Genomic DNA, 13,838 nt, shown 5'->3' on the forward strand with positions numbered 1-13,838 from the left:
AATTAACAGAAAAGCTGAACAAATACTACTTGTTCAGCTTTTCTAACGTATCTATTTGAAAAAGCTCACTTGCATAATATGCGGAACTTCTTTTAATTCTTTTAGTGTTTCGCCAACTTCAAACTGATCCACTTCGATTATCATAATGGCTTGCTTGCCTTTTGATTCTCGCGAAACAGTCATCGTTCCAATATTAATCGCTTGTTCTGCTAGAATATTAGAAACTTTTGCAATCATACCTGGGACATCTTGATGAACGATTAAGAAAGTTGGTTGATTTTCTTCCAACTGAATTTTAAACCCATTCACTTCAGAAATTTGAATTTTACCGCCACCGATTGAAGCCCCTACGACAGATAATGATTTCGTTTCATTCGAAACGACCATTTTAACTGAATTTGGGTGATCTGCTTCATCATTTGTTGGAATAAAAACCACTTTCATCCCATTTTCGTTTGCAATTTCAATGGAATCCGCCAAATGTTCATCATCTGGATCCATTCCTAATAAGCCGCCAACTAACGCAATATCCGTTCCATGTCCACGATACGTTTTGGCAAATGATTCATACAAATAAATATCGACTTGTGTTGGCATTGAACCAAAAATTTTTCTTACTACCTTACCAATTCTAGCAGCTCCTGCAGTATGAGAACTGCTAGGACCTACCATAATTGGACCGATAATATCAAACACGCTGTGAAAGCGATTTGCCATAACTATCCCTACTTTACTAAACCCTTCTACTCAACAGAAAGAATGTATGGGTAAACAGGTTGATTTCCTTCATGGATTTCTACTTCAACATCTTCAAAATCGGCTTCAATTGCTGCAGCAATGTTTTCTGCTTCTGCTAATTCAGCATCTTCACCAAGAATAATCGTCACGATTTCGCTATCTTCTGAAATCATTTGTCTCAATGTTTCCACTGTTACTTCTTCACGACTTGGTTTAGCAATTTTAATTTTGCCTTCGATAATCCCCATGTAATCGTCTTTACTAATTGAAACACCGTCAATTGCGGTATCTCTAACAGCGACAGTTACTTGACCACTAACAACGTTTTCAAGTTCATTCGTCATTTCTTCTTTATTTGTTGCCAAGTCGTTCATTTCATTGAAGGCTAACATTGCTGTCATTCCTTGTGAAATGGTTTTACTTGGTACGACAACAACTGGCGTTTCGCTTACTTCTGCAGCTTGATCGGCAGCCATAAAGATGTTTTTATTGTTTGGTAAGATGATCACTTTTTCAGCATTTACTGCTGCTACTGCTTTTAAAATGTCTTCTGTACTTGGATTCATTGTTTGGCCGCCACTAATAATATAGTGAGCCCCTAAACTCTTGAATAAGTTTTGTACGCCTTCACCTGCTGCGATTGCAATAATGCCATAAGGAATTTTTTTAGCAGGCGCTGCTGGTGTTTCTTTTTCATGTTCTAAAATGGTTTCATGTTGTAAACGCATATTGTCTACTTTGATCTTCATTAATGAACCGAATTTTTGACCATAATTCATGACTTCGCCTGGGCGTTCTGTATGAACATGAACTTTGATAATTTCATCATCCGCAACAACTAATAACGAATCGCCAATTTCATTTAAATGATTTCGGAAAGTGTCATAATCAAATTCGCTGTCGACTGTTTCGCCTTCGCCAATTTTAACCATGATTTCAGTACAGTAACCAAATTTGATTTCTTCTGTCGCAATATGGTTGGATACGCTACGGTGATGTTCTGCATTCACCATTTCGGTCATCTCTTTTTGGTTTGGTTGATGGTAGTCTTCTTCCACAACATTTCCTGATAACACTTCTAGGAACCCTTCATAAATAAAGAGTAAACCTTGACCACCACTATCTACAACGCCCACTTCTTTTAAGACGGGTAATAAATCCGGCGTTTTAGCTAATGATTTTTTTGCGCCACGAACAACGGCTTCCATCACTTCGATGACATCAGTTGTGTCCTTTGCTTTACGCTCACCTGCTTTTGCTGATTCACGAGCTACTGTTAAAATGGTCCCTTCAACGGGTTTCATAACTGCTTTATAAGCTGTTTCAACACCATTTGTAAAGGCTGCTGCAAATTCACTGGCTGTTAATGTTTCTTTTCCAACAATTGCTTTTGAAAATCCTCTAAATAATTGCGACAAAATAACACCAGAGTTTCCTCTAGCTCCCATTAATAATCCTTTTGATAAAGCTTCAGCTAGTTCTCCAATACTTTCAGAAGTTGAAGAATTGACAGCTTTTGCACCACTTGTCATTGATAAATTCATATTCGTTCCAGTGTCTCCATCTGGAACTGGGAATACGTTTAATGAATTGACAAACTCAGCATTTTTGTTTAGACGATTCGCACCAATTGCGACCATTGCCTGAAATTGTTTACCTTCTAATTTTGTTACTTCCACCGATATTATCCTCCTTTGTCACTCTTATTTTAATGAGCGACATTGACCATTTGTTATTAGTCTTTCATTACACGAACGCCTTGAACATATACGTTCACTGCATTTGCTGATACGCCTAACATTGTTTCTAAGTTATACTTCACTTTTTCTTGTACGTTACGGCAAACTTCAGAAATTTTTGTTCCGTAGCTGACGATAATAAAGACATCTACTGCTACTCCATTTTCTTCTTGTTTGACTACAACGCCACGTGAATAGTTTTCTTTTTTTAGAATATCGTTTAAGTTATCACGAATTTGGTTTTTACTTGCCATACCCACGATTCCGTAGATATCTGTTGCGGCACCACCAACTACAGTTGCAATAACTTCATTAGTAATGTCGATTGTTCCAAATTGTGTTTTGATTTTAACTGCCATGTTAAAAATCCTCCCTTTGGCTAATTAAGCCGTAAATTACTATTCTATATTTTAGCATAGCTCCCTCGATTTTAAAAGGTTTATCAGCTAAACTCTTATAAACATGCCATTTACTTAAAATAATATAACTAATTTTTTAGAGTTTGACAATCAAAATAAATCATTTCTCGCTAAGATTTCATGGATTTACGGATTCAATTAAGTGTCAAGTAAAAATACTTGAAAGAAAACTATTGCAAAGCATCGCTAATTATGATAAATTATTGAGGTATGAATTATTGAAGCTTTGCTTCGAGATATCGGCAAAGGAGGAAAGAATAATGGCAAAAGTTTGTGTAATTACTGGACGCAAGAGTAAAAGTGGTAACCGTCGCTCTCACGCGATGAATGCTAACAAACGTACTTGGAAAGCTAACTTACAAAAAGTTCGTATTTTAGTTGACGGCAAACCTAAAAAAGTTTGGGTTTCAGCTCGTGCACTTAAATCAGGTAAAGTTGAACGTGTTTAATTTAAAGCATTGAAGAACCTGCTCTTATCAGAGATAGGTTCTTTTTTTATCTGAAAAATCCCAGCTAACGATGTGTTAGCTGGGATTTTTTCTCAGTCTTTACTTTGGATGACTGCAATGATTCCTGACTCAAAAGAAAATTCACCCGTCTCTTTTAGGAATTCATTGCTTCCTAATGATGTTGGATACGCAAAATCTGCTTGATCTAATTGATATTTTTCATCGTACAAAGATAACTTAGTAACAGGCGTCAGACACGTAAAACCTAAATATTTTTTATCTGGCTCTTTTGTCAGTTGATAATGTCCCGGTAGATAATAACGAATGGAATTATTTTGATCGACTAATTGAATTTTAGCTGCATTTTTTTTAAAGCGTGGCTGTAAGACCATCCATAGATTGGAAAGGAAATGATCTAAACGACCGCCTGTTGCTCCTAATAAAATGACTTCTGTAGCTTCTAGTTCATCTAATGCTAATGATAGAGCCAACTCTGCATCTGTTTCATCTTTTTCAGACTGGCATCGTCGAACATCTTTGACACGCTCTTGAATAAGTTCGTAATCCTCTGCTGTAATGGAATCGAAGTCGCCTAACGCAATTAATTGATTGATGCCAGCGGTTACTAAGCGTAATGAGCCACGATCGACACCAATCCAACCATCTACTTTTTTCGACCACTCCATAAGATCAGGAACTGATTCTAATGGCCCACCCAGCAAAATAGCAATTACTTTCGAACTCATTTAGCAAGAGCCTCCTTCAAATGTTGAATTTGTTTTTGAGGATCTTCAGCATTGTAAACGTAAGAACCTGCTACAAAAACATCTGCCCCCGCTTGCTTACATTGTGTTGCTGTTTCTGGCACAATGCCACCGTCCACTTCAATTTCATAATGATAGTGGTTTGCTTCTTTTAATTGTTTTAGCTTTTCAATTTTTTTCAATGTTTCTGGAATAAAGCTTTGGCCACCAAAACCAGGATTAACGGTCATGACTAAAACCATGTCACATTCTGAAAGAACGTATTCAACAGCTGTTACTGGTGTTCCTGGGTTTAATACAACACCCGCTTTAACTCCTGCATTTTTAATCATTTGAATAGCACGATGAATGTGTGGCGTACTTTCAACATGAACGGTAATAATATCAGCTCCTGCTTTTGCAAAATCTTCAATGTATTTTTCTGGATTTTCAATCATTAAATGGCAATCTAGCGGAAGTTTGGTTACTGGACGAATCGCAGAAACAATGTTTGGTCCTAGCGTAATATTTGGCACAAAATGACCATCCATTACGTCCACATGAATATAATCCGCGCCTCCTTCTTCGACTATACGGATATCTCTTTCTAAATTAGCAAAATCTGCACTTAAAATAGATGGTGAAATTTTCATAGTGATGCTCCTTTTTAATGTTTTTTTGTGTATTTAGGTTTGCGATTTTCAATTTCTTCTAAAAATTGCAAGTAATGTTGGTAACGATACGCTTCAATTTCTCCAGTTGCCAGTTCTTCTTGAACTTTGCAGCCAGGTTCTTTACGATGCATACAGCCTCTAAAACGACATTCTGCTTGAACCTCAACAAATTCAGGGAAAAGTTCTGGGAGTTCTTCTGATTCGATTTCAGCAAATTCAATTGAACCAAAACCGGGTGTATCTGCTACAAGTCCACCAAATAGCGGCAACAGTTCCACGTGCCTTGTGGTATGCTTTCCACGACCTAACGCATTCGAAATGACCCCTGTTTCCAAATCAAGTTCTGGTGCGATTTGATTGAGTAGCGTTGACTTTCCTGCTCCTGATTGCCCCATAAAAACGGTTAACTTATCTTTAAATGCGGCAGTTAATTCCTCAATGGCTTGGCTAGGATTTTTTGGATCAGGTAAAATAACTGGATAACCAATTTTTTGATAGGCTTCTTTGAAGGCAATCATTTGTTGGTAGGTGGTTTCATCAAGTAAATCTGTTTTCGTAATGTAAATAATGCCTTTAATTTTCTTACTTTCCAATGTGACTAGAAAGCGATCTAATAGGTTGGTTGAAAAAGTTGGTTCAATCGCTGACATCACCACAACACCTAAATCAACATTGGCAACAGCTGGTCGAATCAGTTCATTTTTCCGAGGCAAAAGTTTTTTTAAAATTCCATCTGTGAGGTTGTCACTTTCAAAAAGGACTTCATCCCCAACTAGCGGGGTTAGATTTTGATTTCTAAAATTCCCTCTTCCTCTTGTTTGGTAGGTTTCTCCTTCATGATAGACATAATAAAACCCACTTAATGCTTTTCGAATTTGACCAATTGTCAAAAAATCCACTCCTTTTACTAAATAAAAGTTCTCTTATTTTACTCTACTGAAAGAACGCTTAGATTGCAACTATTTTCTGATGATTTTTGAGATATTTAAAAAGCCAATTCATTTATCAAAAAATGAATTGGCTTTTAACTTATTTCACAACATTGTTGTCTTCGAGAATGGTAACCCCATCACGTACTACTTTATATTTTCCTGCTGTTCCTTCTTTTAGTTTAAAGGTCAAGTCAATAACGGTATCTTTCGTAATCGTTAGTTTTTGATAGACTGTTCCGTAACTATGCTCATCGTCTTCAATATAAATTTCAATTGTATTTGGTGTAAGCGTACTGCTTGATGATGCTGAACTTTCTGAGCTGTTACTATCGCTTGAACTGCTGTCGCTGCTTACTGTACTATCCATTGATTGAGACGTCTTGTAAGGGACTGTAATTGATTTGGTAAAGGTGTTGACTGGAACTTCTTTAGGGCCTTTTGAAATAACTGCTGAAATAGAGTTGCCACTATAAACGGTTGAACCGGCTTTTGGTTCTTGAGAGATTACTTGTCCAGTCGTGATTTCATCTGAAAACTCTTCAGTAAAGGTTACTTTGAGACCTAAACTAGTGGCATAATCTTGAACGCCTTTTTTCGAATAACCAGCAAAATCAATCAAGGTTTGGCCTTGTTCGCCAGAACTGACGACAAAGCTAACTGTCGTTTCACTTGGAATCACTTCTGAATCTGAATCAAGGTCTTGGCTAATAATTGATCCTGAAGTTACAGAGTCGCTGCTTTCTTCAGTATAGTCCACTTTGTATCCTTGACGTACTAACTTCGCTTTAACTTCTTGGTAGTTATCACCTACGTAATTCCCAAACTTCACTGTTTTTTTACCGGAGCTAATAAATAAATCAACAGCTGAATTTTCTTTTACTTCCTTATCTTCTTTGGGATCGCTTCGAATCACTTTGCCTTCTGCAATTTTTTCATTGGCTTCTTCTGTTATTTTTCCGACCTTCAACTTAAGCTTCGTTAATTCCCGTTCTGCTTGGGATTCCGTCATCCCTGATAAATCAGGAATCGTTACTTCTTTTGGGGCGCTTAAGGCAATCGCAAAAAAGCCAATCACTGCTAATAAGAAGATGCCTAAAATTGCGAAGAGAATCATTTTTTTCTTTTTCTTTTTTTTCTTCTTTTCATTATCTGGAGTCGTTTCTTCTTTACTTGGAGAAATTGGTTTTTCCTCAACTGGTGGTTCAATTGGCAGTTGTTCATGAATTCTAGTCACTTCCAACATGCTCGCTGGTTCAAATTTAGGTTCATCAAGTCGTTGCGGAGACAAGGACGTTGCTAAATCACTCGCCATTTCTTCTGCTGAAGCGTAACGATCTGTTGCTTCTTTAGCAGTTGCTTTTAAAACAACATTTTCTAAAGCTTGCGGAATTCTTGCATCAAAGTCTTTTACTGATGGAACCGTTTCTTGAAAGTGTTTTAGTGCAATTGAAACGGCTGATTCGCCTTCAAATGGAACACTGCCCGTTAACATCTCGTACAAGATAATCCCCATGGCATAAATATCTGATTGCTTCGTCGCCATGCTGCCTCTTGCTTGTTCTGGTGATAAATAATGAACAGAGCCTAATAAGGAATTTGTTTGTGTAATGGAAGTTTCAGATAGTGCAACCGCAATTCCGAAATCAGTAATCTTTACGACACCATTTTCATCAACTAAAATATTTTGTGGTTTTAAATCACGATGAATAATCCGATTGTGATGGGCATCAGCCACGGCGGATAGAATTTGTTCCATCATATCAATCACTTTTTGATACGGTATTGGAAAATAGTTATGGATGTATTTTTTTAAATCCGTCCCTTTAACATACTCCATCACAATATATTGCGAATTATCTTCTTCACCCACATCATAAACGCTCACGATATTTGGATGAACCAATTCTGTTGCGGAAAGGGCTTCTCTTTGGAAACGGCGGATAACATCTTGGTCTTCTCTAAAATCATAACGCAATACTTTAACAGCAACATCACGATCTAAAATTAAATCATGTGCAAGATAGACATTTGCCATCCCACCGCCACCAACAGTACCAATGATTTTATATCTTCCACTTAACTTTTTTCCTATTTCCATGGATATTATTGCTCCTCTCTTGTGGCAAAATCAGCTAATAATACGGTTATATTATCAATTCCACCTCGTTCATTAGCTAATGATACTAATTTTTCAACTTTTAAATCAACTGAAATTGGCTCTTTTAGGATTTCTTTGATTTCATTATCTGATAACATGTTTGTTAAACCATCTGAACAAAGTAATAAACTGTTTTCAACTCCAACAGGGAAAATCGCAATATCGATATCAATTTCTGCTGAAACACCCAACGAACGAGTTAACACGTTTTTTCTTGGGTGGTTAACGGCTGCTTCAGATGAAATTTCACCACTTTTTAATAGTTCATTTACTAGCGAATGGTCTTCTGTTAGTTGCAACATTTTGTCATTTCCATATAAATAACCACGACTATCACCAATATTGGCAATCACGATTTCTGAATCGAATAATGCAGCTGCGACTAATGTCGTTCCCATGCCATCTAAATCAGAATACTGGTTAGATTTCCCTACAATGCGCTCATTTTCGATACTAATATGTTTTAACATCCATTTTGTTACTTCCTCAGAAGTCGTTAGCTGACTTTCTTCCCAAGCATGCCCTAAGTGAGAGACTGCCATTTCACTGGCAACATCACCAGCTTTATGCCCGCCCATGCCATCACAAACAACAGCTAACGTAATGCCTTTTTTATTTTTAAAATGTCCAGCGTAGTCTTGATTATTTTTTCTTATTTTTCCAATATCACTATGAAATACAATTTGCATTTCTCCACCTCGTTTATGTCTTCATGATTGATTATTCTGCTATTTTTTTGATGCAACTAATAAAAAATCCATCTGTTTCAAAATCATGAGGATAAATTTGTACAAAACCATCTGCTGTTACACAAGGCTGTAAGTTTTCACCAACGGCTACTTCAATTTTCTCGAATTCTGGATGATTTTTCAAAAATGCTTCAACGGTTTCAGTATTTTCTTGTTTCGTAATCGTACAAGTACTATAAACCATTATACCGTAAAGTTTCAACTTTGGCGCTACACTTTCTAAGATTTCTAATTGAATTTTTTGTAAATTTTTGAAGTCTGCTGCTTTTTTCGTGTATTTAATGTCTGGCTTGCGACGCATTAAACCTAAACCTGAGCAAGGAGCGTCAACTAAAATACGATCAAATAAGCCATCTTCAAATACCTCATCAACTTTTCTAGCATCTAACGTACGGCCTTCTATGACTTCTGAAACGTGTAAACGAGCTGCATTTTCTTCTACTAGTTTAACTTTATGGGCATGTAAATCTAAGGCAATTACTTTTCCACCTGCTTCTTTATCTAGATAAGATGCAATATGAGTCGTTTTTCCACCTGGAGCTGAACAAGCATCTAAAACTAAATGATGGGGTTCGATTTGAAGCGCAGGTGCGACAAGCATTGAGCTTTCATCTTGAATGGTTAATTGACCGGATGAGAATAACGGCGAAGAAGCAAAATGCCCACCATTGCTAATGATGCCCACAGGTGATACTTCGCTTTTACGAACGTCAAAGCCTTCTTCTTCCATTGCTTCAATCGCTTCATCAACAGTTAAAAAGCGTTCATTTACTCGAGCACTCGCATGACTTGGTTGTAATAAGGAAAGTCCCATCGCTTTTGTTTCTTCTAATCCAAGTTCTGCAACAAAATTTTCTACCAACCATTCTGGCATGCTGATTTCAAGACTAAGACGTTTGATGTCGTCTTTGATGTCTGCAATATTTTTAAAGCCACGGCGTTCAGCGTTACGCAAAACTCCATTGACAAATTTGCTAACTCCAACGTGTCCTTTTTTCTTTGCAATTTCTGCGGCTTCAAAAAGAATCGCGTGTTGTGGAATTTTGTCTAAGTAAATCATTTGATAGATCGACAAACGCAATAGATTTTGCACCCATGTATCCACTTTTTTTGCAGGGTCAATAAAATCTGACAGATAGAAATCCAAGGTGATTTTACGTTGTAAAACGCCGTAAACAAGCTCGGTTAACAACCCTGCATCTGGTCCGCTTAGTTTATTTTTTTCAATTGCATCATTTAGCAATAAATTTGAATAGGCATTATTTTTTTCAGTCTTATCTAGGATAGACATTGCAATGTAACGGCTTGTTTTTTTAGTATTACGTTTTTCTTTTTTCACTTCGTTAGTCATTCGTTCCCACCATTTCTCCAACTTCAAGTTTATGGCCAACACCGCGTAGGTAATCTTCTACTGATAATCGTCCTTTTCCTGCTGGTTGGATTTCATTTAATTCTAAAACTGTATTTGCGCCACAAGCAACAGCGATACTTGTCGGTTCAATTGTAATAATCGTTCCTGGTTCAGCCTTTGTTTCTTTTTTAGTCGGGGTTACTGCCCATATTTTAAGCCGATTCCCACCAAGTGTTGTGTAAGCTCCTGGCCACGGACGCATGCCTCTTACTTGGCAATCGATTTCACTAGCGGTTTTAGTCCAATCAATCACTTCTTCTTCACGGGTGATGTTAGGTGAGTACGTTACTTTTTCTTCATCTTGCTTAATCGGTTGGATATTCCCTGCAATGAGTTCTGGAATGGTTTCTAATAGTAAATCACGACCTAGTACGCTTAAGCGGTCAAATAACGTCCCTACATCATCGGCTCTTGTTATTGGCAAGGAACGCTGCTTTAAAATATCTCCTGCATCCATTTTCTTTTCCATATACATAATTGACACACCGGTTTCTTTTTCGCCTTTTATTAATGAATAATGTACTGGAGCGCCCCCACGGTATTTTGGCAATAATGAAGCATGGACATTAATCGCACGATATTTAGGCACTTCTAATAATTTAGTTGGTAGAAATTGACCAAAGGCAGCTGTCACAATTAAATCTGGTGCTAACGCGATGATTTCTGCCATTTCAGGAGAACCACTAATTTTTTCAGGTTGTAAAACTTTTAAATGATGCTTCAATGCCGCTGCTTTGACTGGCGGAGGAGTTAAGATTTTTTTACGACCGACTGGGCGGTCTGGTTGCGTAACTACTGCAAGAATTTCATAGTTTTCCTCAATTAAAGCTTCTAATATTGGAACTGAAAATGCAGGCGTTCCCATAAAAACGATTTTTGTCATCTTACTCTTCTCCTTCCATATAGGCTTCCAAGTCTTCAGGGGCTATTGGATCAATAATTTTATCGGTAAATAATTTGCCATCTAAATGTTCGATTTCATGTTGAAAAGCTCTTGCGAGATAATCATCGGCTTCAACTTCGTATTCTTCACCTGTGCGGTCAAAGTAACGAACGACCACGCGGTCAGCTCGCTCAACCGTTCCGTAGACTTCCGGGAAGCTTAAGCACCCTTCTACATCAATGCTGCTACCAGATGATTCAATGATTTCTGGATTGATCATTTCAAATAAACCCGTATCTTCGTCTAATTCAACAATAGCGATTCTTAGCTCTTGATTGACCTGAGGGGCTGCAATACCAATGCCATCATGTTGAATCATTGTGTCGTACATATCTTCAAGTAGTTGGATGATTTCATCTGTAATTTCTTTGACTCTCTTCGTAGGGGTTTCTAAAATTTCATCTGGGTATTTCACTACTGGTAAAACGGCCATTATAGATTCCTTCTTTCTGCTAATTCGCTTTAAATAAAGTGCATGGGTTCAGAATCAATACTGACTTGTAACCCTTTTGCCATTTCTCGTTGCGATTGATTTAAAAGTTCATGTAACGTTGTAAACAACTGGGGTTCATTTTTATATTTGATAATCGTTTGATAATAGTAGCGATTATTAACACGAGCCACTGCTTTGGGTGTTGGTCCTAAAAGAATTGTCTCGGGCTTTATAACAGGTTTAATCACCTGAATAATGTCTTGCATTTTTTTGGCTGCCTTTAGCTCTTCTTCATGACTTGTGGTAATGAGAATTGTAAAGTAGTAAGGCGGATAGCCGCCACGATGTCTTAAAAGCATTTCATGTTGATAAAAATGATCGTAGTCATGTTCTTTTGCGAGTTGTATTGCATAATGTTCTGGATTGTAGGTTTGGACAATGACTTCACCAGTCAGTTCAGCACGTCCTGCTCTTCCACTAACTTGAGTGAGGAGTTGGAAAGTTCGTTCGCTTGCTCTAAAATCGGGTAACCCTAGTGCTGTATCAGCATTGATAACACCCACTAAGGTAATGTTAGGAAAGTCGAGTCCCTTTGCAATCATCTGTGTACCCAATAAAATATCTGCTTCGCCATTGCCAAAGGCCGTTAAAAGCTTTTCATGAGCCCCTTTTTTTCTAGTTGTGTCGACATCCATTCGAATCACAGAAGCTTCTGGAATCAGCGTTAGTAACTCTTCTTCAATTTTTTGAGTCCCTGTGCCGTAATAACGGATTTTGTGCCCTTTACAGCTTGGACACGTATGGGGAATTCCTTCTTCATGCCCGCAATAATGGCATTTCATTGTCTTCGTGTCCATGTGAAGCGTTAATGAAATATCACAATTTGGACAAGGCAATACAAAGCCACAATCGCGACACATCACAAAGGAAGAATAGCCGCGTCTGTTCAACAATAACACGATTTGTTCTTTTTTGGCAATGCGTTCTCGGATTTTTTCTTGTAAAACTAATGAAAAGCTACTGCGATTTTGTTTTTTGACTTCTTCTCGCATATCCACAACTTCAACTTCCGGCAATGCTTTTTGATTTGCTCGCTCAGTTAGTTCAAGCAATGTGTATACTTTTTTTTGCGCTCTAGCACGGGACTCCAAGGAAGGCGTCGCGCTTCCTAAGATTACTGGGCAGTGATGATACTCACTACGCCATAATGCGATGTCTCGTGCATGATAACGAGGGCTTTCATCTTGTTTGTAGGTAGCTTCGTGTTCTTCATCTATAATAATAACGCCGATATTTTCAACTGGTGCAAAAATAGACGATCTTGCCCCGACTACAACCTTCGCTTCGCCTCGTTCAATCTTACGCCATTCGTCATACTTTTCACCCACTGATAATCCGCTATGCAAAACAGCTACCGCTTCGCCAAAACGCCCTTTGAAATGATTGACCATTTGCGGAGTCAATGCGATTTCAGGTACTAGCATTAATGCACTCTTACCTCTTTTAAGTGTTTCAGCAATGGTTTGTAAGTAGACCTCTGTTTTGCCACTACCTGTGACGCCTTTTAAAAGGAAGGTTTCGTTGCGATCTTCTGTAACAGCTTTTAAAATCGGGGCTAACGCTACTGCTTGACTTGACGTTAACGTAAATGCTTCTGTTTGTGCAAACTCTTTATCTTTAAATGGATCACGGTACACTTCAGTTTCAAAAATTTCTATCCATTTTTTATTAGCGCCTTCTCTTAAAACAGCAGAAGTCAACTCTGTTAATTGGGTAATTTCTTCCACACTGGTTGTTTTCTCACCTAAAGTTTCAAGAAAATCTAGTAATTGATGTTGTTTAGGTCCTCTTTTCCCTAGCGTATCATGGGCTTCTTTGATTTCAGTGAATGTTAATAAATTTTTGACCATCCGCTTCTTCTTCGTTCGGGCTTGATTTTTTACAACATAAATCACTTCAACAAGTTGTTGTTGTTTTAACTTCATTAGAGGAACTAGCAACTCTTTTTCTTCGGCTTCTTCCCAGCTGATTTCTAGGTTGTCTTTAAAGAATTTTTGAATGTCTGGATCGATTGATTCTGAGACTAGACGAATTTTTTTCTCGTATTTCGCCTTCATCACGCTTGGCAACATCGTTTGCAAACAGGTAATTTGAAACGCAAACGTAGTGGCTGCCATATAGGTGCCTAGGGATAGCATTTCTTCGTTCAAAACGGGTGTTAAGTCCATCACGTTGTCAATAAATTTAAGGGTGCCTTCATAATCTGTTGAGTGTTGAATTTCCACTACAAACCCTTGAACTTTTCTGCCACCTTTACCAAATGGAACTTCTACTCGCATTCCACGTTTTAATTGACTTTCAAATGCTTCTGGAATGCCATAATCATAAGGTCGATTTGTTTGCATTGTTGGCACGTCAACAATCACTTTTGCAATGGAAACCATGTTTTC

The 13,838-nt window shown here is 37.8% G+C and carries 13 protein-coding genes; 1 reads left to right on the forward strand and 12 read right to left on the reverse strand.

Annotated features, from left to right (window positions below):
• Positions 1-51: 51 nt before the first annotated feature.
• The 3 genes from sdaAB to CDIMF43_RS08980 form a co-directional block, all read right to left on the reverse strand.
• Positions 52-717, reverse strand: coding sequence for an L-serine ammonia-lyase, iron-sulfur-dependent subunit beta (gene sdaAB, locus CDIMF43_RS08970; RefSeq protein ID WP_034569430.1), 666 nt, complete (start codon positions 715-717; stop codon positions 52-54).
• Positions 718-743: 26 nt separating this feature from the next.
• Positions 744-2,378: a DAK2 domain-containing protein gene (locus CDIMF43_RS08975; protein WP_376711512.1), complete on the reverse strand. Its 1,635-nt coding sequence runs from the start codon at positions 2,376-2,378 to the stop codon at positions 744-746.
• 95 nt (positions 2,379-2,473) lie between these two features.
• Positions 2,474-2,836, reverse strand: coding sequence for an Asp23/Gls24 family envelope stress response protein (locus CDIMF43_RS08980; RefSeq protein ID WP_034569426.1), 363 nt, complete (start codon positions 2,834-2,836; stop codon positions 2,474-2,476).
• Between the two features lie 320 nt (positions 2,837-3,156).
• Between CDIMF43_RS08980 and rpmB the strand changes: the two genes are divergently transcribed.
• The gene (gene rpmB / locus CDIMF43_RS08985) at positions 3,157-3,345 is read left to right on the forward strand and encodes a 50S ribosomal protein L28 (protein ID WP_034569423.1); all 189 of its coding nucleotides are present in this window, start codon (positions 3,157-3,159) and stop codon (positions 3,343-3,345) included.
• A gap of 92 nt (positions 3,346-3,437) precedes the next feature.
• Here the strand turns inward: rpmB and CDIMF43_RS08990 are convergent, their stop codons facing one another.
• From CDIMF43_RS08990 to priA, 9 genes are all read right to left on the reverse strand, one after another.
• A complete protein-coding gene (locus tag CDIMF43_RS08990) occupies positions 3,438-4,091 on the reverse strand; it encodes a thiamine diphosphokinase (RefSeq protein ID WP_109841807.1) in 654 nt (217 codons plus the stop codon).
• Positions 4,088-4,741, reverse strand: a complete 654-nt coding sequence (rpe, locus tag CDIMF43_RS08995; protein WP_109841808.1) for a ribulose-phosphate 3-epimerase — start codon at positions 4,739-4,741, stop codon at positions 4,088-4,090. Before rpe ends, CDIMF43_RS08990 begins: the two co-directional genes overlap by 4 nt.
• A 14-nt stretch (positions 4,742-4,755) precedes the next feature.
• Positions 4,756-5,652, reverse strand: a complete 897-nt coding sequence (gene rsgA / locus CDIMF43_RS09000) for a ribosome small subunit-dependent GTPase A (protein ID WP_109841809.1) — start codon at positions 5,650-5,652, stop codon at positions 4,756-4,758.
• A gap of 139 nt (positions 5,653-5,791) precedes the next feature.
• A complete protein-coding gene (gene pknB / locus CDIMF43_RS09005) occupies positions 5,792-7,792 on the reverse strand; it encodes a Stk1 family PASTA domain-containing Ser/Thr kinase (protein ID WP_109841810.1) in 2,001 nt (666 codons plus the stop codon).
• A gap of 5 nt (positions 7,793-7,797) precedes the next feature.
• On the reverse strand, positions 7,798-8,541 hold the full coding sequence (locus tag CDIMF43_RS09010) for a Stp1/IreP family PP2C-type Ser/Thr phosphatase (protein WP_074402586.1): 744 nt from the start codon (positions 8,539-8,541) through the stop codon (positions 7,798-7,800).
• A 31-nt stretch (positions 8,542-8,572) separates the two neighbouring features.
• Positions 8,573-9,952 carry a 16S rRNA (cytosine(967)-C(5))-methyltransferase RsmB gene (rsmB, locus tag CDIMF43_RS09015; protein WP_109841811.1) on the reverse strand — a complete coding sequence of 460 codons (1,380 nt, stop codon included), beginning with the start codon at positions 9,950-9,952 and terminating at the stop codon, positions 8,573-8,575.
• Entirely contained in the window at positions 9,945-10,895 is a 951-nt protein-coding gene (gene fmt / locus CDIMF43_RS09020; protein ID WP_109841812.1) for a methionyl-tRNA formyltransferase, read from the reverse strand. The genes rsmB and fmt overlap by 8 nt, the downstream gene beginning before the upstream one ends.
• Before the next feature lies 1 nt (position 10,896).
• Positions 10,897-11,388 carry a peptide deformylase gene (gene def / locus CDIMF43_RS09025; protein WP_109841813.1) on the reverse strand — a complete coding sequence of 164 codons (492 nt, stop codon included), beginning with the start codon at positions 11,386-11,388 and terminating at the stop codon, positions 10,897-10,899.
• Positions 11,389-11,417: 29 nt separating this feature from the next.
• The gene (gene priA, locus CDIMF43_RS09030) at positions 11,418-13,832 is read right to left on the reverse strand and encodes a primosomal protein N' (protein ID WP_109841814.1); all 2,415 of its coding nucleotides are present in this window, start codon (positions 13,830-13,832) and stop codon (positions 11,418-11,420) included.
• Between the last annotated feature and the right edge of the window lie 6 nt (positions 13,833-13,838).

This window comes from Carnobacterium divergens, from assembly GCF_900258435.1.
GTDB classification, from domain to species: Bacteria; Bacillota; Bacilli; order Lactobacillales; family Carnobacteriaceae; genus Carnobacterium; species Carnobacterium divergens_A.

Excerpts from the sequence above, each read along its gene's own strand:
- def (WP_109841813.1), bottom strand. The coding sequence starts at position 11,388 with ATGGCCGTTTTACCAGTAGTGAAATACCCAGATGAAATTTTAGAAACC.
- sdaAB (WP_034569430.1), bottom strand. The coding sequence starts at position 717 with ATGGCAAATCGCTTTCACAGCGTGTTTGATATTATCGGTCCAATTATG.
- CDIMF43_RS08980 (WP_034569426.1), bottom strand. The coding sequence starts at position 2,836 with ATGGCAGTTAAAATCAAAACACAATTTGGAACAATCGACATTACTAAT.
- CDIMF43_RS09010 (WP_074402586.1), bottom strand. The coding sequence starts at position 8,541 with ATGCAAATTGTATTTCATAGTGATATTGGAAAAATAAGAAAAAATAAT.
- fmt (WP_109841812.1), bottom strand. The coding sequence starts at position 10,895 with ATGACAAAAATCGTTTTTATGGGAACGCCTGCATTTTCAGTTCCAATA.
- CDIMF43_RS08975 (WP_376711512.1), bottom strand. The coding sequence starts at position 2,378 with ATGGTCGCAATTGGTGCGAATCGTCTAAACAAAAATGCTGAGTTTGTC.
- priA (WP_109841814.1), bottom strand. The coding sequence starts at position 13,832 with ATGGTTTCCATTGCAAAAGTGATTGTTGACGTGCCAACAATGCAAACA.
- rsmB (WP_109841811.1), bottom strand. The coding sequence starts at position 9,952 with ATGACTAACGAAGTGAAAAAAGAAAAACGTAATACTAAAAAAACAAGC.
- rpmB (WP_034569423.1), top strand. The coding sequence starts at position 3,157 with ATGGCAAAAGTTTGTGTAATTACTGGACGCAAGAGTAAAAGTGGTAAC.
- CDIMF43_RS08990 (WP_109841807.1), bottom strand. The coding sequence starts at position 4,091 with ATGAGTTCGAAAGTAATTGCTATTTTGCTGGGTGGGCCATTAGAATCA.
- rpe (WP_109841808.1), bottom strand. The coding sequence starts at position 4,741 with ATGAAAATTTCACCATCTATTTTAAGTGCAGATTTTGCTAATTTAGAA.
- pknB (WP_109841810.1), bottom strand. The coding sequence starts at position 7,792 with ATGGAAATAGGAAAAAAGTTAAGTGGAAGATATAAAATCATTGGTACT.